Origin of the sequence: Roseibium sp. AS2 (assembly GCF_038900065.1) — a bacterium.
GTDB lineage: Bacteria > Pseudomonadota > Alphaproteobacteria > Rhizobiales > Stappiaceae > Roseibium.
Map to the genome: position 1 here is coordinate 256,044 of NZ_JBBMQN010000005.1, position 17,456 is coordinate 273,499.

At 63.5% G+C, this 17,456-nt stretch carries 15 protein-coding genes; 4 read left to right on the forward strand and 11 right to left on the reverse strand.

What is annotated here, in order from left to right; translation table 11 throughout:
* Positions 1 to 30: 30 nt before the first annotated feature.
* Positions 31 to 1,353: a hypothetical protein gene (locus WNZ15_RS16305; protein WP_342894053.1), complete on the forward strand. Its 1,323-nt coding sequence runs from the start codon at positions 31 to 33 to the stop codon at positions 1,351 to 1,353.
* 81 nt (positions 1,354 to 1,434) lie between these two features.
* On the opposite strand, the gene WNZ15_RS16310 is transcribed toward WNZ15_RS16305, so the two are convergent.
* The 4 genes from WNZ15_RS16310 to WNZ15_RS16325 all read right to left on the reverse strand — a co-directional run bounded on the left by WNZ15_RS16310 (position 1,435) and on the right by WNZ15_RS16325 (position 6,011).
* Positions 1,435 to 1,953 carry an OsmC family protein gene (locus tag WNZ15_RS16310; protein WP_342894054.1) on the reverse strand — a complete coding sequence of 173 codons (519 nt, stop codon included), beginning with the start codon at positions 1,951 to 1,953 and terminating at the stop codon, positions 1,435 to 1,437.
* A 23-nt stretch (positions 1,954 to 1,976) separates the two neighbouring features.
* Positions 1,977 to 3,947, reverse strand: a complete 1,971-nt coding sequence (locus WNZ15_RS16315; protein ID WP_342894055.1) for a tripartite tricarboxylate transporter permease — start codon at positions 3,945 to 3,947, stop codon at positions 1,977 to 1,979.
* Between the two features lie 66 nt (positions 3,948 to 4,013).
* Complete coding sequence (locus WNZ15_RS16320; RefSeq protein ID WP_342894056.1) at positions 4,014 to 5,105, reverse strand: hypothetical protein; 1,092 nt, start codon at positions 5,103 to 5,105, stop codon at positions 4,014 to 4,016.
* Between the two features lie 36 nt (positions 5,106 to 5,141).
* Positions 5,142 to 6,011, reverse strand: coding sequence for a fumarylacetoacetate hydrolase family protein (locus WNZ15_RS16325; protein ID WP_342894057.1), 870 nt, complete (start codon positions 6,009 to 6,011; stop codon positions 5,142 to 5,144).
* Between the two features lie 106 nt (positions 6,012 to 6,117).
* Between WNZ15_RS16325 and WNZ15_RS16330 the strand changes: the two genes are divergently transcribed.
* Together WNZ15_RS16330 and WNZ15_RS16335 are read left to right on the forward strand one after the other, a co-directional pair.
* Positions 6,118 to 6,885 (forward strand): FCD domain-containing protein, encoded by a 768-nt coding sequence (locus WNZ15_RS16330; RefSeq protein WP_342894058.1) that lies wholly within the window; start codon positions 6,118 to 6,120, stop codon positions 6,883 to 6,885.
* A complete protein-coding gene (locus WNZ15_RS16335) occupies positions 6,882 to 7,628 on the forward strand; it encodes a sulfite exporter TauE/SafE family protein (RefSeq protein ID WP_342894059.1) in 747 nt (248 codons plus the stop codon). Before WNZ15_RS16330 ends, WNZ15_RS16335 begins: the two co-directional genes overlap by 4 nt.
* Positions 7,629 to 7,741: 113 nt before the next feature.
* Here WNZ15_RS16335 and WNZ15_RS16340 read toward each other — a convergent pair whose 3' ends face one another.
* The 7 genes from WNZ15_RS16340 to WNZ15_RS16370 all read right to left on the reverse strand — a co-directional run bounded on the left by WNZ15_RS16340 (position 7,742) and on the right by WNZ15_RS16370 (position 15,093).
* Positions 7,742 to 9,151, reverse strand: coding sequence for an FGGY-family carbohydrate kinase (locus WNZ15_RS16340; protein WP_342894060.1), 1,410 nt, complete (start codon positions 9,149 to 9,151; stop codon positions 7,742 to 7,744).
* 6 nt (positions 9,152 to 9,157) lie between these two features.
* Positions 9,158 to 9,472 carry an L-rhamnose mutarotase gene (gene rhaM / locus WNZ15_RS16345; RefSeq protein WP_342894061.1) on the reverse strand — a complete coding sequence of 105 codons (315 nt, stop codon included), beginning with the start codon at positions 9,470 to 9,472 and terminating at the stop codon, positions 9,158 to 9,160.
* 3 nt (positions 9,473 to 9,475) lie between these two features.
* Positions 9,476 to 10,516, reverse strand: coding sequence for an ABC transporter permease (locus tag WNZ15_RS16350; RefSeq protein WP_342894062.1), 1,041 nt, complete (start codon positions 10,514 to 10,516; stop codon positions 9,476 to 9,478).
* A complete protein-coding gene (locus tag WNZ15_RS16355) occupies positions 10,513 to 11,496 on the reverse strand; it encodes an ABC transporter permease (RefSeq protein ID WP_342894063.1) in 984 nt (327 codons plus the stop codon). Before WNZ15_RS16355 ends, WNZ15_RS16350 begins: the two co-directional genes overlap by 4 nt.
* Positions 11,493 to 13,046 (reverse strand): sugar ABC transporter ATP-binding protein, encoded by a 1,554-nt coding sequence (locus WNZ15_RS16360; protein WP_342894064.1) that lies wholly within the window; start codon positions 13,044 to 13,046, stop codon positions 11,493 to 11,495. The genes WNZ15_RS16355 and WNZ15_RS16360 overlap by 4 nt, the downstream gene beginning before the upstream one ends.
* A 93-nt stretch (positions 13,047 to 13,139) precedes the next feature.
* Positions 13,140 to 14,132, reverse strand: coding sequence for a rhamnose ABC transporter substrate-binding protein (gene rhaS / locus WNZ15_RS16365; protein ID WP_342894065.1), 993 nt, complete (start codon positions 14,130 to 14,132; stop codon positions 13,140 to 13,142).
* 154 nt (positions 14,133 to 14,286) lie between these two features.
* Positions 14,287 to 15,093, reverse strand: a complete 807-nt coding sequence (locus tag WNZ15_RS16370; protein WP_342894066.1) for a DeoR/GlpR family DNA-binding transcription regulator — start codon at positions 15,091 to 15,093, stop codon at positions 14,287 to 14,289.
* Positions 15,094 to 15,277: 184 nt separating this feature from the next.
* Here WNZ15_RS16370 and WNZ15_RS16375 point away from each other — a divergent pair, with 184 nt between their 5' ends.
* Complete coding sequence (locus tag WNZ15_RS16375) at positions 15,278 to 17,380, forward strand: bifunctional rhamnulose-1-phosphate aldolase/short-chain dehydrogenase (RefSeq protein ID WP_342894067.1); 2,103 nt, start codon at positions 15,278 to 15,280, stop codon at positions 17,378 to 17,380.
* Positions 17,381 to 17,456: the final 76 nt, after the last annotated feature.

Here is a 17,456-nt window from a genome sequence, read left to right on the forward strand (position 1 = left end):
TGATGGATCGAATCCGGAATGGGCAGCCTTATGGAATCAAGCGACGCGAAGGCGCCCGATGAGGAGATCGTCCTGGAGTCCCTTGAGAAAATTTGCAAGAGCCAGGAGATTTCTGGGTCGCAGAGGTTGCAGGATTTTCTGACTTATGTCGTGACCGAAACCCTGGAAGGCCGCGGCGGGCAGATCTTCGGCAAGACGATCGCCGAAGACGTCTACAAGCGTCCGCCTTCCTCCGGTGCCGACAGTTCGAACCTTGTGCGCGTGGATGCCGGACGCCTGAGACGCGCCCTGGAAGCCTATTACAATGGTGACGGTGCGACGGACAGGATCCGGTTCGTCATCGATCCGGGGCAATATGCAGTTCGGTTCGAGACCCGGTTCCAGACCCCTCCGGAACGAACCGGAAATCGCCGCACCTTCCTGATCGGGGCTCTCGTCTGTCTTGTCCTGCTGGTAGGAGGTGTGCTCGGGTATGTCCTGCTCCAGATTTCCGGATTGCAGGAGGCCCGAAATCCCGCCCCTGCGAAAGGTCTGAGCAGCGTGCAGCGCGAGGTCCTGCTGAACCGGTCGCCGGCCACGCTCGAAGCCGTGGACCTGGCGACCCAGGCGCGCAGTCTCATCTTTCCGGCGAGCAATCCTGCGCGTCTGACCGCGACGCGGGGAATGTTCGAGCGCGCGATCGAACTCGGCCCGAACTATTCTGGTGGTCATGCGGGCCTGGCGCAGATCGTCGGCCTGCAATCGTTTCTCGTGCCCGCCGGCGACGAACGCGATGTCCTGATCGGCCTGGGTTTCCGGCATGCCCAGAAGGCCCTGGATCTGAGTCCGGCATCGCCATGGACACACTCCGCTCTCGGTTGGATGGAATTCGTACGCGGCAACATCGACGCGGCCCGGTCCTATTCGCTGCACGCGGTCGAAATCGATCCGGACGACCTCGATGTCCTCAACTTCGATTCCCTGATCGGCATCTTCAGCGGGGACTTCGACCATGTCGTCAAATCGGCCAATCCTGCAAACTTCCCGGGCCGGGATCTCAGCCGGCATGTGTTCACGGTTGCCTATGCCATCGCGAAATTCCACCTGGGCGAGTATCAGGCGGCGGTAGAGGCGCTCAATCAGGCCGCGTCGCTGGGCGGACCTTCCAGCTCGATCAGCTTCGCCTACCTGATTGCCGCGCATCACAAATCCGGAAACGAGGCCATGGCCGGCAAGCTGCTCGGGGACTTCGTGGCCTCCCGGCCGAACAGCCGGGTGGAAATCGTGCTGCGCCGCCTGTTCGCCCATTCCGACGACGCCGATACGCTGTTCGACGCGCTCGCGGAAGCCGGCTGGCAATCCTCCGAACAATGAGCGGCTCCCCGGCGGGGTTCTGAGCGACAGCGCTGAAAGACGAGCTGACCAGAACACAATTGATCCGCGCGTCCTGGTCCTTCAATCGACACTTCCGGCATAATCGGCGGCCGGTTCTTGCCTCCAGGTGACGTCCATGTCGACCTTGGCGGCCGCGAACAGGTTCATGACCGGGCAGCGGAATTCGACGTTCTTGCACAGCTTGCGGAACCGGTCCTCCGGTTCGTCCGAATAGACCGTGATGTCGAGCTTGCCGCTTTCGAAATAGGGCCGGATGCCGGGCACACCCTTGGGGCCGCGCACGTCGATCTGGCTCTCGCAGGCAAAATCCACTCCCGCGTAAGCAAAGTTCATGGCTGTCGCGACCCCGTTTATGATCACGCCGTCGCAGCCGACCAGGGCGATCAGAACGGTTTCCAGCGGGCTGGGCGCGGAATTGGTGCCCCCCAGAGACGCCGGTTCGTCGGTGTAGGTGGGGGCGAAGTCGCGCACCTGAACCTTGGTGCGCGTGCCAGCGGCATTGGTCGCCTTGACGTGGCGCACCCCGATCTTGCGTGTTTCGGGGTCGATGCTCGGTTCGATGATGTCTTGATCGATCATGTCCGACATGGAAGTTCCTTGCCTTAACTGAGAGGAATGAGGGCTCCGACGGGCGCATCGCCCCGCAGGAGGTCGAAAAGCAACCGCACCACCACAAAGACGGCGGCGCCGTAGATCAGGCCGGTCCACAGCCGCATGCGCGCCTTCACCAGCAGCATCCAGGCGATCAGGCCGACCGTGGGCAGGCTGACGCCGATGGCCCACACCGCGATGGCGTAGGCGACAAGCACGACCAGGACCCGGAGCTCGTTCGCGTCCCGGGCAAAGTCGTTGTCATAGTCCTGTACGCCGCGCGCCAGCAGGTAGAGCGCGAGCGGCAGGCCGGGCACGATCGCCAGCGCCGGCATCAGCCGCGAGGAGGGATTGAAGGAGAACATGTCCAGAAGCGCATAACTGAACATCAGCGCTGCGAGAGCGGCGAGCACGAGCGATATGCCCCGGCTCGGCGTCGCCACGGGGATGTCCTCGTTTTCGGTTACTGCTGCCAACCCGGACGCAGGCGCAGGGGCGGGAGCCGCGACTGCCGCGTGCCTGCGCGCCCGCAGCCAGCGCACAACAGAAAGCAGCACCGGTATGGCGATCACCGATCCGATCAGGAGAACGCCGGGACGGGCCAGCCAGGACCAGCCGTGGATCTGGTTGGCGAGCCAGAAATACTGTTCCATCGGACCGGACAGCACGAAGCCGACCAGCGCCGGCGCGCGCGGCCAGCCGCCATGTTTCATCAGCCAGCCGAGCGCGCCGAGCACGAACAGCATGAAGATGTCGCCCATGGTCGAGGTCGACTGATAGGCGCCGATCACCATGATCAGGATCAAAGGCGCGGCAATGATCGCGAAGGGAATGCGCGTCAGGCGCGCCAGCGCGGGGGTGATCGCAAAGCACAGCGCGGCGCCCACGACCGAGGTCAGCGCCACCGACCAGACGATCAGGAACATCAGGTCCGGGTTCTGGGTGATCATCCGGGGGCCGGGATAATAGCCGAAGGAAAACAGCGCTCCGAGGAAGATCGCCGCCGCCGGTCCGCCCGGAACGCTGAACAGCAGCGTCGGCACCAGATCGGAAATCACCGTGGCGTTGTTGGCGCCCTCGGAGGCGGCGATGCCGCGGATCTCGCCCCGGCCGAAGCGCGACTTGTCCTTGGTCGAGCGCATGGCGTGGCCATAGGCCACCCAGGTGGAGGCGGAGGCACCGACAGCCGGTACGAACCCGCCGAAGACGCCGATCACGGCGGCGCGCAGGATCAGCCAGCGGGCGCGCCAGAAATCGCGGAAACCTTCGCCCCAGTGGTCGACCTTGACCCGTTCGTGGCTGATGCCACCGCCGGCCGCGAGCATGGAGATCACCTCGGCCACACCGAACAGGCCAAGCGCGACGATGGTCAGCGAGAACCCGTCGAGAAGATAGACCTGATCGAACGTGTAGCGGAAATCGGCCGCCGCCTGGGCCGGACCGACAACGCCCAGAAGCACGCCGAGGCAGGCTGCGGCCAGCCCCTTGGCCAGGTCCTTGCCTATCATCGAAGCGGCGAAGAACAGGCCGACCAGCGCGAACATGAACAGTTCCGGCGTCGACAGCAGAAGAACGATCGGACCGGCAACCGGAATGGCCACGAACAGGATCGCCGCGCCGGTCAGCCCGCCGACCATGGACGCCAGAAAGCCGACGCCGAGCGCACGCGCCGCCTGGCCCTTTTTCGCCAGCGCATGGCCTTCGATGGCCGTCGGCGCCGAGGCGGGCGAGCCGGGCGCACCGATCAGCACCGAGGTGATCGTGTCGGACGTATAGACGACCGAGACCGCGCCCAGAAGCATGGCAAGGCCTGAATAGGCGTCCATGTAGTAGATGAAGGGCAGCAGGATCGACACCGCCGCGACACCGCCAAGGCCCGGCAGCATGCCGAAGACCATGCCGACGAACATGCCGGCGAACAAAGCCGCAAGGCGCATGGGGTCGAAAAGCGCATCGAGCGCGGTGAACGCGTGTTCAAACATGAAAGGTCCCGAGGAAAGGAAGGGTGCGCCCGGGTCGTGGCTGCGTGACCCGGGCGGAGGCGCGGATCAGAATGTCACGCCGTATTTCTCCGACAGGAGAGTGCGCAGGTAGTCCTTGACCTCGGCACTGGGTGCCAGGGCCGACTTGACGGCTGCTTCCGTGTCCGGCCCGGCATTGAGCCGCGCGCCATTGGTGACCTTCAGGCTTTCGGCCCGGAACTCCGGATCGGCATTGATCGCTGCGACGGCGTCCGCGAAGGCGTCGAGCACGTCCTGCGGCGTGTCCGGGTGCATGTAGCCGGTCAGGCCATAGGCATAGGTCACCGAGGCGATGCCCTGGAACGCGTCCCATTCGATCCCAGAGGGCGCCTTGCCGTTGAGTTCCTCGTAAACTTCGTAGACGGACGGCAGTTCAGGGGCGATCGGGTCGCGCGCCTTCAGGACGCCGTTGTCCATCGCGCCGCCGGTCCAAAGCGGCACCGCGCGGCCTTCGGCAACGGAAGGCACCACCTGGGTCAGGTAGACCGGGGTGAACTGATAGTCGAGGTTCAGTTCGCCCTGTTCGAAGGCAAGACGGACCGGGCCGCGGCCGTTGAAGCCCAGCACGGCCTTGACGTCGATATCGAGCACCTCGAATGACAGGAGCCCGGGCAGGTCGGATGCGGCGGCGGCGATGCCGCCATAGATCAGCGGCTTCTGTGAATCCTTGATCCCGGCCGCGCTGGTGATGCCGGTGTCGGGCGCCACATAGGCGACCGCGCTGAACGGATGGCTGTAGGCGACGCGATAGTCGGCGAGTTTGTATTCGACACCCTTCTGGCCAAGAACATAGGGGTTCGCGGTCGACGAGGTCGTGAACAGGATCGTCGAACCGTCAGGCCTGGCGTTCTGCTGGAACCAGTTGGCGCCAAGGATCGAGCCGCCACCGGGCCGCGAGACGACGTCAAGGTCGGGATTTCCGGGCAGGTGCTTCTCGAAATAGGGTTCCAGGAACTTGGCCGACACGAAGGTCGCGCCGCCTTCGCCGAAGGGCACCACCACCTCGATGGTCTTGCCGGCGAACAGTCCGTCCTGGGCCGCCGCTCCCAGCGTGCTCCCCAGGACAAGAGTGCTCCCCAGGACCAGAGCGGCGGTCGCCGTGAGTTTTTGAGTATGCATGATGTCATTCCTCCCTTCGACAGATGCGGGTCAGGCTCAGCCGATCTTGTTCTCGAGCGTACCGAGCCCCGTGATGCTGACGCGCATTGTGTCGCCAGCCTTCAGGTATTTGGGCGGGTCGAAACCGATGCCGACGCCCACGGGCGTGCCGGTGGCAATGATGTCGCCCGGCAGCAGCGTCATGGTGCGCGTCATGGTTTCGATCAGGGTCGGGATGTCGAAGATCAGGTCGGCGACCTTCGCCCGCTGGCGTTCCTCGCCGTTTATTTCAGTCATCACTTCCAGCGCGCGCACGTCGCCGATCTCGTCGGTGGTGGCGATCCACGGACCCATCGGGCAGAAGGTGTCGATACCCTTGCCGATGACCCATTGATTGTGTTGCTTCTGCAGGATGCGCGAAGTGACGTCGTTGACCGCCACATAGCCGAACACGTGGTCGAGCGCGTCCGCCTTCGAGACCTGAAAACCGCGCTTGCCGATAACGACGCCGAGTTCGCCCTCGTAGTCGGTGCTGTTCGTATGGTCGAGCGAGCCGCGCACCACATCGCCCGGACCGCACACGCTGGTCGTCGCCTTGGTGAAGATCACCGGATGCGAGGGCACGGCCTCCTTCGCACTGGAATCGAAGCCGCTGGAATGAAACTCCGCCGCATGGGCGTAGTAGTTCTTGCCGACGCAGAAGATGTCCCGCAGGGGCTCGGGCACCGGTGCGCGCAGCCGCACATCGGCGAGCGGCACGCGCTGCCCGCCGGCGTTCCGCCAGGCGGCAAGTGCGGCGGCTCCGCCGTCGATCACGTCAAGAACGGCGTGCCGGGCGGTCTCGCCCTCGGCGCATATTACGGCCTCGCCGCCGTCCACATATCCGGCGGCCAGTGTGCCGGCGGTTTCAAAGGTGATGATCTTCATTTTCTCGACACTATCAATTTTTATCGATAATAATTACCATCATAGAAAATCACGACTGTCAAACGGACATCTTCCCATTCGAAATTTCCCCGTTTAAGAAATGCCGATGAACACACAAGCCAGAACAGAAAGCCCGGATGACGGCTCCCTCGACGGGGAGACCCTTGTCGATGCCGCCTACCGCCGGCTGCGCCGCGACATCATCACTTCGGCGCGTCAGCCCGGAGAACGCCTCAGGATCGAGAAGCTGAAGGCGATCTACGGCATCGGGCCGACGCCCTTGCGCGAGGCGATGCAGAAGCTTGCCCAGGACGGTCTTGTGGTCGGCGGCGGCAATCGCGGTTTTGCCGTGGCACCGCTCGATCCGGCGGAGTTCCGGGACCTGAACCTGGCCCGCACCGTGATCGAGAAGGAGGCCCTCCGCCTGTCGATCGAAAACGGTGGCGACGACTGGGAGGCCGGGATCGTGGCCGCCGCCTATCTCATGGCCAAGGAGGACACGGCGCTGGCGCAGGCACAGGGCCAGGTGCCCGACAGTTGGGAACGGGCGAACTCCGGTCTTCACCTGGCGCTGGTCTCCGCCTGCGGCTCGAACTGGCTGTTGAAGATGCGCGGCGGCCTGCACGACCTGTGCGAGCGCTACCGCCGGGCCTCGGTCTATCGCAGGATCGGTGACCGCGACCTGAAGGCCGAGCATGCCGCCATCGCCGATGCGGCGCTGGCCCGGGATGCGGACCTCGCCTGCCGCCTGATCGTGGATCATTTCGCGCTGACCGCCGAAGCGCTGACAACCGGGCAGGCGAGCAGCAAGGCGGACGGTGAGGCGAGGGACGATGCACCGGACAGCGGAAATCGGCCGGGCGGCATCGCATGACCATGGACGTGCTTCTGTTTCTGGCCGCCGGCCTTGTCGGCGGCGCTATCAACGCGGCTGCGGGCGGCGCCAAGCTGTTCGTGTTTCCAATGCTGCTGGCCACCGGTCTGCCGCCGATCGCGGCCAATGTCACGCAAGGGGTCGCCCTGTGGCCGGCGCAGCTTCCGGCAATCTGGATCTACCGGCGGGAACTTGCCGGCGACATGAAGCGCCTGTGGCGCCAGATGATCCCGGCGCTCGCCGGCGCGCTCATCGGCGCGCTGGTGATGGTCAATTCCAGCAACGAGGCCTTCGTCAAGGTGGTGCCGTTCCTCCTGATTGTCGCCGTCGTCGCCATCGTGCTGGGTCCGCGCACCACCGTTCTGATGCGCCGGGCTTTTCCCGGCGAGAGGCTCGACACCGCCGTTGCCGTGCTTCTGGCCGTGTTCGGCTTTTACGGCGGTTTTTTCGGCGCCGGCCTCGGCTTCATGCTGCTCGCCGTCCTGTCGGTTTCCTCCGGGCTCGGGGTTGCCCAGGTCAACGGCGCCAAGAACCTGTTCGCCTTCGCCATTCAGTCGGTTGCCGTGGTGCCGATGGTGCTGTCCGGCCTCGTCGACTGGCTCGCTGCCTCCTGCGTGCTGGCCGGCGGCATCGCCGGCGGTTACGTCGGCGCCAGCCTCGTCCGCAAACTGCCCGAAAAGCTGGTGCGGATCGGTGTCGCGAGCCTCGGGCTGGTGCTGACGCTGTCGTTCTTGTTGAGGTGACGGGGGAGGGGGGGAAAGCCCGGTGCCCGGTCCGCGAAAACCGGATCGTTTCTGACCGCAGTGTCCCGCGTAGATATCCCGGCTTGATGAAAGATCGGCGGCAGGTCAGCAGGTCAACGCCCGCCGTGGACCTGCCGCTGCCAGGCGTCGGCATAGGCCTGAAATGCCGGATCGGCTGGGAACGAGCGCAGGGTACCTGACTGCGCCACCGCCGGATCCGAACCTTTGTCAGGGGGGCGGCTGGCGGCGCCCACCAGCAAGGCCGCCCCGATGCTGGTGCCGGTCGCCGATCCTTCGGAGGCGGTGACCGGTCGTCCGGTCGCGGTCTCCAGCATCTGCAGGTAAAGCGCGTTGCGGGCGAACGGTCCTTCGACGAGCACCGGCCCCTTTGCACCGGTGATGGCGAGGCATTCGGCGGTCATCAGCGCCAGGTAGAAGGAGACGGCGGCGAAGCGTTCGCCGTCGCTCAATCCTGTTTCGTCTTCGCTCCAGCGGCTTTGCCGTCCCTGGAACGGACCGGAGCGGGGATCGACGGCAGGCAGGAGCAGAATGCGCTCCCCCAGCACCCGTGCCGCCTCGGTGTCGGCACAGGTGCCCGGCTGGCCACCCATGAGGAGATCGAATTCGCGCCCGCCCATGAACCGGGCGGACGGCACCGGATCGCCGAACGCGTTGACGTTGATCAGCGTGTCGCGCGCCGGATCGAGCGCAAAGGCCTTGCCGCCGATCGACAGCGCGATCACCCAGGTTCCGGTGGAGACGACCGAAAACGGTGCCTTGCGCTTCAACAGATGCGGATAGAGCGACGCATTGGAATCGTGAATGCCGCAGGCGACCGTGAGCCCCTCGGGCAGGCCGGCGCGCCTTGCGATCTCGGGCAACAGCGTGCCGGCGCAATCCGCCGCCATGCGCAAGGGCGCCATCTTGCCGCTCAGGCCCAACCGTTCCACAAGCGGCGAAAAACACCGCAGGTGCGGGTTCCACAGGTCGGTGTGACAGCCGAGCGAGGTGACCTCGCAGGCGCGCTGTCCCGTCAGCCGGAAGGCCCAGTATTGCGGGTAGGTCAAGACCGCGGCGACGCGCGCGCACAAGCCTGGGTCGGACCTGAACTGCCAGAAAAGCTGCGCCCCCACGTTCAGTCCCATGGCGAGCCGCGGCGATCCGGTTTCCGAAAAGTCGGGCCGGATGGCGTCATAGTCCGCCGCGAGACGGTCCGGGCCGACGTATTCATAATCGAGCACCGGGACGGCGAGGCCCCCCTCGGCGTCCAGAAGGACGATTGAAGCGCCGTGGGTGGTGACGGAAATCGCGTCGATGCGGTGCGCCAGGTGCAATTCGGCCAGGCTGTCGCAGATGAACCGCCACAGGCCGTCCACATCGTAATGGGGGTAGGGCGGACCGGGCCGCACCGCGTTGGGCCGCGTCAGGACGCCGATCTCCGTGCGGCTTTCCAGGGCGACCACAGCGACCTTGGCGTTGGTCTTGCCGATGTCGATCACGCCGACATGTGTGACGGGGACCATCGCGCATCACTCCATGTGAAAGACGGTTTCAAGCGGCGTGGCGACCGGAGCGTTGTCCGGCCCGCTTGCCATGATATCGGCCATGTGCGCCCACCATTTTTGCATCACCGGGTGGTCCGGCAGATCGTCCATCGTGTGCCCGTCATCGCGCCACAGCACGCCGAACAGAATATCGGTCTCCCGGTCGAGATGGATGGAATAGTCGCGGATGCCGGCCGATTTCAGCAGGGCCACAAGCTCCGGCCAGATGGCGTCGTGGCGCTTTTTGTATTCGGCTTCCATGCCCGCATTGAGCTTCATCTTGAAGGCGTATTTTTCCATGGTTCAGGATCTCCTCCCGGCAAGCAGCTGGCGGGCGATCTTCGGCAGGGCGATGACCGCGATCAGGAGCAGACCGATGAAGATCGACATGACGATGCCCGGCACGTTCAGCAGGCCGAAGCCGAAGGTCACCATGCCCATGACGAAGGCAGCGATGACCACACCGGGGATCGATCCCGAACCGCCCAGAATGCTGACGCCGCCGAGCACCACCATGGTGACGACTTCCAGCTCCCAGCCGAACGCGATCGAGGGACGTGTCGCTCCCAGCCGCGAGGTCAGGCAGATCGCGGCGACACCGGACATCAGCCCGGTCAGCAGAAACAGCGCGAACTTCACCCGCGCCACCTGGATCCCGGAAAACAGCGCACCGACCGGATTGTTGCCGATGGCGGTGACCGCGCGGCCGAAACTGGTGCGGTGAAGCAGCACGGCGAAGACCAGCGCGACCACCGCGAACAGCACGAATTCGAACGTGATCACCCACCAGACGTAGCCCTGGCCGAAAAATGCGAAGTCGGCGGGGTAGCCGGTATAGGCCTTGTCGCCGAGGACGATATAGGAAAGGCCCCGGAACAGGCTCATCGTGCCGATCGTCACCACGATGGACGGCAGTCCGAAACCTGTCACCAGAAAACCGTTGAAGGCGCCGCAGGCCAGGCCGACACCAAGACCGATGACGATCAGCATTCCGGTGTCCGCCCCCAGTTGCACGGCAAAACCCATCGCGGTGGAGGTCAGTGCGATGATCGATGCCACGGACAGGTCGATTTCACCGGAAATGATCAACAGCGCCATGGCGAAGGCGATCATCGCCTTTTCCGTGAAATTGAACGTCGCGTCCGACAGGTTCCACGGGTCCAGAAAGTAGGGCGACGCGTTGCTGTTGATCACGAACACGGCTGCCGCAACGATCAGCAGCAGCAGTTCCCAACTGCCCAGAAAGCGGCTCAACGGCGATTTCAGCCGGTCCGGCAACGACCGGCCGGACGCCTTGACCGGGCCTGGAGAGGGGGGCTGAGTGTGCGGCGGGGAGAGGCTCATGACGCATGCTCCGCTTTTTTCAGGATGACGCGGCCCTTGGTCCGGTTCGAGGTGGCGTTGAACGCGACCGCGATGATGATCGCCGTGCCTGAAATCGCCAATTGCCAGAAAGGCGAGATGTTGATCACCGGCAGGGCGTTCTTGACGATGCCCAGGAACAGCGCCCCCAGCAGCGCGCCGGCCACCGATCCGATGCCACCGGCGATCGAAATGCCGCCGATGACACAGGCGGCAACCACTTCCAGTTCGAAGCCGCCGGCAATGTCGACATAGGCGACCGCGTAGCGGGCAACCCACAGATAGCCGGTCAATCCGGCCAGCGCGCCCGAAAGGACGAAAGCGGCGCACTGGGTCTGGCCGACATCGATGCCGGTGTAGACCGCGGCATGGGGATTTCCGCCAACGGCGAAAAACGCCCGCCCCAGCGACGTGCGGCCGATCAGCACCATGAACAGCCCGGTGACGACAATGGCGATCCAGGACAGCACGGGTAGGCCGAGAACGATCCCGCGCGGAAAGGCCTTGAACGCGTCGCTCATTTCATGGGCGTTGATCCACTGGCCGTCGGAGATCAGGAAGATCAGGCCGCGATAGATCGTCATCGTGCCGAGCGTGACCACGATCGGCGGGATCTCGAACTTCCAGACCAGAAGCCCGTTGATCAAACCCATCAAGGCACCGAGGCTGACCGCGATCAGCAGGATCGCGGCGATCGGAAGCTCCGGCATGACCATGTTGAGCATGGCGACGATCATTCCGGTCAGGGCCAGATTGGCGGCGACCGAGAGATCAATGCAGCGCGTCAGGATCACGGCCATCTGCCCGAGGGCAAGGATGATCAGGGGGGCGGTGTCGTTGAAGACACCGGCGAGGTTCGACGGGGAAACAAAGGCGGGAAAACGCACCGCGATGGCCAGGACGAGCACCAGGATCGCGGCGGCCAGCACGGTCTCCCGGGATCTGAACAGGGATGCGGTCACGGTTTCGTCTCCTCGATGCCGGCTGCGGTGCGCACCAGGTGTTCCGGTGTCAGCGCGTCGCCTTCGAATTCACCGGCGATACGGCCTTCGCGCATGACGATCACCCGGTCGGACATGCCCAGGATCTCCGGTATTTCGGAGGACACCATGATCACGGCCAGTCCTTGCGCGGCGAGTTCGGCCATGAATTCGTGAACCGCCGCCTTCGAGCCGATGTCGATGCCTTTTGTCGGTTCGTCCAGGATGATCACCCGGGGTTGCGTCGCCAGCCATTTCGCGATGACGACCTTCTGCTGGTTCCCGCCGGACAGTTCGCCGATGTCCTGATCCAGCGCCGCGGCTCTCAGGTCGAGCCGGCGGGTGTAGTCGCGGGCCAGCTTGAATTCCTCGGCGAGCCGAAGAAATCCGTTTTTCGACGTGGTTCCAAGCGAGGGCAGCGACACATTCTGAAAGATGGGCAGACCCTTGATGGCGCCCTGTTTGCCCCGGTCTTCGGGCACATAGACAATGCCGTGGCCGATCGCTTCGTTCGGTGTTCTGATGACCGCGATGCGATCGTCGATCCGGACAGCGCCCTTGGAAGGTTTTGTCACGCCGAAAAGCGCCTGCATGAATTCGCTGCGGCCGGCGCCGACGAGGCCGTAGAAACCGAGAATTTCGCCCTCGCGCAGGGAAAACCCGATATCCTCGAACTCCGTCGGGTGGCTGTAGCCGACGACCTTCAGGACCTCATTGCCCGGATTGCTTGTGCGCTGCGGAAAGACCTGGTCGACCGATCGGCCGACCATCATCGTGACCAGATCCTGCTCGCTGATGTCGTCGATCTTGCCGTCGCCGACCTTCTGCCCGTCCCGGAAGACGGTATAGCGGTCCGCGATCCGGAAGATTTCATCGAACTTGTGGCTGATGAAGAGGATCGCGCGACCCTCCGCCTTCAACTGTTCGACGAGCTCGTAGGTTTCCTCGATCTCCTTGTGGGACAGGGAGGCGGTCGGCTCGTCCATGATCACGATCCTGGCGTCGATGGAGAGCGCCCTTGCGATCGCCACCAGATGCTTGCTCGCGATCCCCAGTTCCTTCAGCGTCACATTCGGATCGATCCTGGCGCCGATCCGCTCAAGGAGGTTTTCGGCTTCACGAATAACTGCCGCGCGGTCGATCAGGCCGAACCTGGTTCTCGGGGCATGACCGATGAAGATGTTCTCGGCGACGGACAGATCGTCGAACAGAACCGTTTCCTGGTGGATCGCGGTGACGCCCGCCTGTCCCGCATCCTGCGCAGTGGCGAAGCGGACCGGTTCGCCGTCGATGACGATCTCGCCTTCTTCGGGCTGATAGATGCCGGTCAGAACCTTGACGATGGTGGATTTACCGGCACCGTTTTCGCCGACAAGGGCGGTGACCTGGCCGGGATAAAGGTCAAGGGCAACGTCTGACAGCGCCTTGACGCCGGGAAATGATTTCGAAATGCCCCTGAGGGACAGCAGCGGTCTGTCGCTTCCGGCGGTTGCCGGGTGCGCGTCTCCGATGCCCTGCGTGGTCGCAAGCATGTGCAGGTTCCCGGTGCTGATTGGTTCCTGGGGTCCGAAACGGCCCGGCGGGGATGCCGCCGGGCCGCATGCGTGTCTTCTCAGCGGATGCGCCTAGAAGATATCCTTGAAGTCGTCGATGTTGGAGCTGTCATAGACAAACGGATCCGCCATGGCGCCTTCGTTGCTGTCGTTCAGCGTGAGCGCGCCCATGCGGCCCATGGGGATCTCCGCGCCCGGCTTTGCCTCGGCGGCGCCGGTGGCCAGGTTATAGGCCAGCATGGTGGCCGAGTAGCCCAGGTCGATCGGGTTCCAGATCGCGAAGGACTTGGAGGCGCCCGTTTCGATGTGGCCGGCCATTTCGGACGGCAGCCCGAGGCCGGTCACATTGACCTGACCGGCTTTTTCCGCGTCCGAGACAGCCTGAGCGGCGGCCACGATGCCGACGGATGTCGGGGCGATAATGGCCTTCAGGTCGGGGTAGGTCTGCATGAGGCCCTGGGCCTCGCGGTAGGACTTGTCGGCAAGGTCGTCGCCATAGACGGTGGCGACAACGTTGATGCCCGGATAGTTGTCCTTGACCTTGTTCATTTCCTCGATCCAGATGTTCTGGTTCGTGGCGGTCGCCGAGGCGGAGAGCACCGCGACATCACCGCCATCCGGCAGGTGATCGGCGGCGAGCTTGATGATCATGTTGCCGATCAGGGGATTGGACGACGGATTGAGGTGAAGCTGGCGGCCTTCGGGGGCGACGCCCGAATCCCAGGAAACGACGGTGATGCCGCGCTGCATGGCCTTCTTCAGGGCCGGCACCAGGGCGTCCTGGTCATTCGCGGAAATCGCGATCGCATCGACCTTCTGGGCGATCAGGGCATTGATGACCTCGATCTGGCCTTCCGCCGTCGTATCGGTCGGACCGGTATAGATGATTTCCACGTCGCCGAGCTCTTTTGCGGCTTCTTCGGCGCCCTTGGCGGCCGCTTCAAAGAAGCCGATACCGAGCGCCTTGACGACCAGCGCGATGCGTTTGGTTTCCGCCTGGGCCGGTCCGGCCAGGCAGACGGCGGCAACAGCCGATGCCGCCAGTAGCGATTTGAAGAGTTTCATTGTTTCTTCCTCCCAAGAGCATCGCCTGTGCATTTGAACGCCCGATGCCCTACCACTTTTGGATCGATCAACTTGTTGATGTTCGAGCGTTTCCCGTTGAACATCCGTTGATCTCGATAGCTGCCGGTCCTCCTCGGTGCCGGCAGGATGCCGGCTAACCGCTTGAGGTCGCCCTTGCCTGTGCTGCACCCGAAGGCGCCACGATAAGTTTGATATCCGCCTGTTCCAGCATCTTCGCCGCGCTGTCGGGAATGCCGTCATCGGTCACGACCGTGGAAATCCGTTCGAGCGGACACAGGATCAGGCTGGAGCGCGCGCTGAATTTTGATGAATCCACCAGAACCACCAGTTCGTCCGCCTGGCCGATCAGCTTCTGCTCGGCCTGGATCAGCAACGGATCCGCTTCCATGAGACCCAGCGGCCCGAGACCCTGGGCCCCCATGAACATGCGTTTGGCGTAGAAGTTCCGGGTCACGTCGTTGTCGAACGGGCTCAGGATGATGTTCTGTTCGCGGTAGATCACGCCGCCGGACAGCATGATCGTGTTCTTGGAATTCTTCAGAAGATGCTCTGCGATGGGGAACGAATTGGTGAAGACCTGACAGCGCTTGGTTGCCAGCGGATGCACCATCTGAAAGGTGGTGGTGCCGCCATTGACGATGATGGCATCGCCGTCCTCGCACAGCTCGACGGCCTTTTGCGCGATCGCGCGTTTCTGCGCGATGTTGATTGTTTCATTGACACTGAAGGGGCGCCCGGCGAGACCGACGAACTGCGGTGGATGAATGGACTCCGCCCCGCCGCGCACCCGGCGCAGCTTTTTCTGAACATGCAGTTGGGCGATGTCCCGGCGGATTGTCGCCTCGGAGGAATCCGTCAGCGCCACCAGCTCCTGAACCGTCACGACCGGACGATCCTGGGCTGCGGATAAAATGATCCTGTGGCGTTCTTTCTCGTGCATCTGGTCCTCCCGTTGATCAGAAGTTTCCACCGATACCGGTCATTGTCAATCATAAAAAGTCAAAAATGATCATATCGCAGCGCAATATGATTGAAGTTGATTGTTTTTGATTGACAATACGCGTTGTTCGAGAGAGTTTCCTGTCAACGAGACGTGAGCAGCCAGGCTTTCTTGGGAGGAAAAAATGTTGAATTCTGCTGCCGGCACCCGGCTTGCAAACCTGTGGGACGCCCGGAAGGTGTCCGGCATGAGCGAACCCGAGCTGCTGCTTTACCGGTCCAACCTCCTCGGCTCCGACAAGCGTATCACCAACTACGGTGGCGGCAACACGTCCGCCAAGGTTCTGCAAAAGGATCCGCTGACCGGAGAAATGACCGAGGTTCTGTGGGTCAAGGGGTCGGGCGGCGATGTCGGCACCATCCGGATGGATGGTTTCGCGACGCTCTACATGGACAAGCTGCGCGCCCTGAAGGGGCTTTACCGCGGCGTTGACCAGGAAGATGAAATGGTCGGCTACCTGCCGCATTGCACCTTCAACCTCAATCCGCGCGCGGCCTCGATCGACACGCCCCTGCATGCGTATGTGCCCCGGAAACATGTCGATCACATGCATCCCGATGCGGTCATCGCCATCGCGGCTGCTGCCAACAGCCAGGCACTGACCCGCGAGATTTACGGCGACGACATCGGCTGGCTGCCCTGGAAACGGCCCGGATATGAACTCGGCCTCTGGCTGGAAAAATTCTGCGTGGACAATCCGAAAGCCCGAGGGGTGGTCCTGGAAAGCCATGGCCTGTTCACCTGGGCCGACGACGCGGAAACCTGCTACGACACCACGCTCGACATCATCAACAAGGCCATTGAGTGGTTCGAAGCAAAGAGCGCGGACAAGAACGCTTTCTCCGGCGCGCGCCACACGGCCCTGCCGCCGGCCCGGCGTCAGAAAATCGCCGCTGACCTCATGCCCGCCATCCGGGGCTTGGTCAGCGGCAAGCATCACATGGTCGGCCACTTCGACGACAGCGATGCCGTTCTCGAATTCGTCTGTTCCCGTGACATGGAAGCGCTTGCGGCTCTGGGCACAAGCTGCCCGGACCACTTCCTGCGCACCAAGATACGGCCCCTGGTCGTGGATCTTGATCCGGAGAACCCGGATGTGACGGCAACTCTCAAGGGACTGCCCGACGCCGTGGCCGCATACCGCGAGGGATATGCGGCCTATTATGAGCGTTGCAGGCACGAAGACAGCCCGGCCATGCGCGATCCGAACGCGGTCGTCTACCTGATCCCCAGTGTCGGCATGATCACATTCGCCAAGGACAAGGCGACCGCGCGCATTTCCGGTGAATTCTACACCAACGCCATCAATGTGATGCGCGGAGCGTCCAGCGTTTCGACCTATTGCGGCCTGCCGGAGCAGGAGGCCTTCGACATCGAATACTGGCTCCTGGAAGAAGCCAAGCTGCAACGCATGCCGAAACCGAAAAGCCTGGCAGGCCGGATTGCCCTGGTGACCGGCGGCGCGGGCGGGATCGGCTCGGCAACGGCTGAACGCTTTCTGCGTGAGGGCGCCTGTGTCGTGCTGGCCGATATCGACGCCGACGCGCTGGACGCCACCGCCGAAAACCTGCGCGGCCGCTATTCCGCAGATGTCGTGCGCGCGGTCACCATGGACGTCACCAGCGAGGACGCCGTCGCGGAAAGTTTTGCCCGCGCCGCACTGGAATTCGGCGGCGTCGATATCCTGGTCTCCAATGCGGGGATCGCGTCTTCCGCGCCCGTGGAGGATACCACGCTGGAGCTCTGGAACAAGAACATGTCGATCCTTTCGACAGGCTATTTTCTGGTGTCCCGCGCCGCCTTCCGCATGATGAAAACGCAGGACATCGGCGGATCGATCGTCTTTATCGGTTCCAAGAACGGACTGGCGGCGTCCCCCGGCGCGAGCGCCTATTGCACCGCCAAGGCCTCGGAACTTCACCTGGCCCGATGTCTGGCACTCGAGGGCGCCCCTGACGGCATCCGGGTGAATGTGGTCAATCCGGACGCCGTGCTGCGTGGCTCAAAGATCTGGTCCGGCGACTGGCTGAAGGAGCGCGCCGAAGCCTATGGCAAGGATACGTCCGAGCTGGAAGAGCATTACCGTCAGCGCTCGCTGCTGAAACGCTCCGTTCTGCCGGAGGACATCGCCGAGGCCAGCTATTTCTTCGCCTGCGAGGCATCGGCGAAATCAACCGGCAACATACTCAATGTCGATGCCGGCAACGTTCAGGCCTTCACGCGGTAGCAGGTTTCCTTCAAGACCTGCCTCATGCCGGAGAGCGAGCCTGCTCGCGTCTCCAGGGATGGTCGGCAGACACCGG

Excerpts from the sequence above, each read along its gene's own strand:
- WNZ15_RS16305 (WP_342894053.1), top strand. The coding sequence starts at position 31 with ATGGAATCAAGCGACGCGAAGGCGCCCGATGAGGAGATCGTCCTGGAG.
- WNZ15_RS16310 (WP_342894054.1), bottom strand. The coding sequence starts at position 1,953 with ATGATCGATCAAGACATCATCGAACCGAGCATCGACCCCGAAACACGC.
- WNZ15_RS16315 (WP_342894055.1), bottom strand. The coding sequence starts at position 3,947 with ATGTTTGAACACGCGTTCACCGCGCTCGATGCGCTTTTCGACCCCATG.
- WNZ15_RS16320 (WP_342894056.1), bottom strand. The coding sequence starts at position 5,105 with ATGCATACTCAAAAACTCACGGCGACCGCCGCTCTGGTCCTGGGGAGC.
- WNZ15_RS16325 (WP_342894057.1), bottom strand. The coding sequence starts at position 6,011 with ATGAAGATCATCACCTTTGAAACCGCCGGCACACTGGCCGCCGGATAT.
- WNZ15_RS16330 (WP_342894058.1), top strand. The coding sequence starts at position 6,118 with ATGAACACACAAGCCAGAACAGAAAGCCCGGATGACGGCTCCCTCGAC.
- WNZ15_RS16335 (WP_342894059.1), top strand. The coding sequence starts at position 6,882 with ATGACCATGGACGTGCTTCTGTTTCTGGCCGCCGGCCTTGTCGGCGGC.
- WNZ15_RS16340 (WP_342894060.1), bottom strand. The coding sequence starts at position 9,151 with ATGGTCCCCGTCACACATGTCGGCGTGATCGACATCGGCAAGACCAAC.
- rhaM (WP_342894061.1), bottom strand. The coding sequence starts at position 9,472 with ATGGAAAAATACGCCTTCAAGATGAAGCTCAATGCGGGCATGGAAGCC.
- WNZ15_RS16350 (WP_342894062.1), bottom strand. The coding sequence starts at position 10,516 with ATGAGCCTCTCCCCGCCGCACACTCAGCCCCCCTCTCCAGGCCCGGTC.
- WNZ15_RS16360 (WP_342894064.1), bottom strand. The coding sequence starts at position 13,046 with ATGCTTGCGACCACGCAGGGCATCGGAGACGCGCACCCGGCAACCGCC.
- rhaS (WP_342894065.1), bottom strand. The coding sequence starts at position 14,132 with ATGAAACTCTTCAAATCGCTACTGGCGGCATCGGCTGTTGCCGCCGTC.
- WNZ15_RS16370 (WP_342894066.1), bottom strand. The coding sequence starts at position 15,093 with ATGCACGAGAAAGAACGCCACAGGATCATTTTATCCGCAGCCCAGGAT.
- WNZ15_RS16375 (WP_342894067.1), top strand. The coding sequence starts at position 15,278 with ATGTTGAATTCTGCTGCCGGCACCCGGCTTGCAAACCTGTGGGACGCC.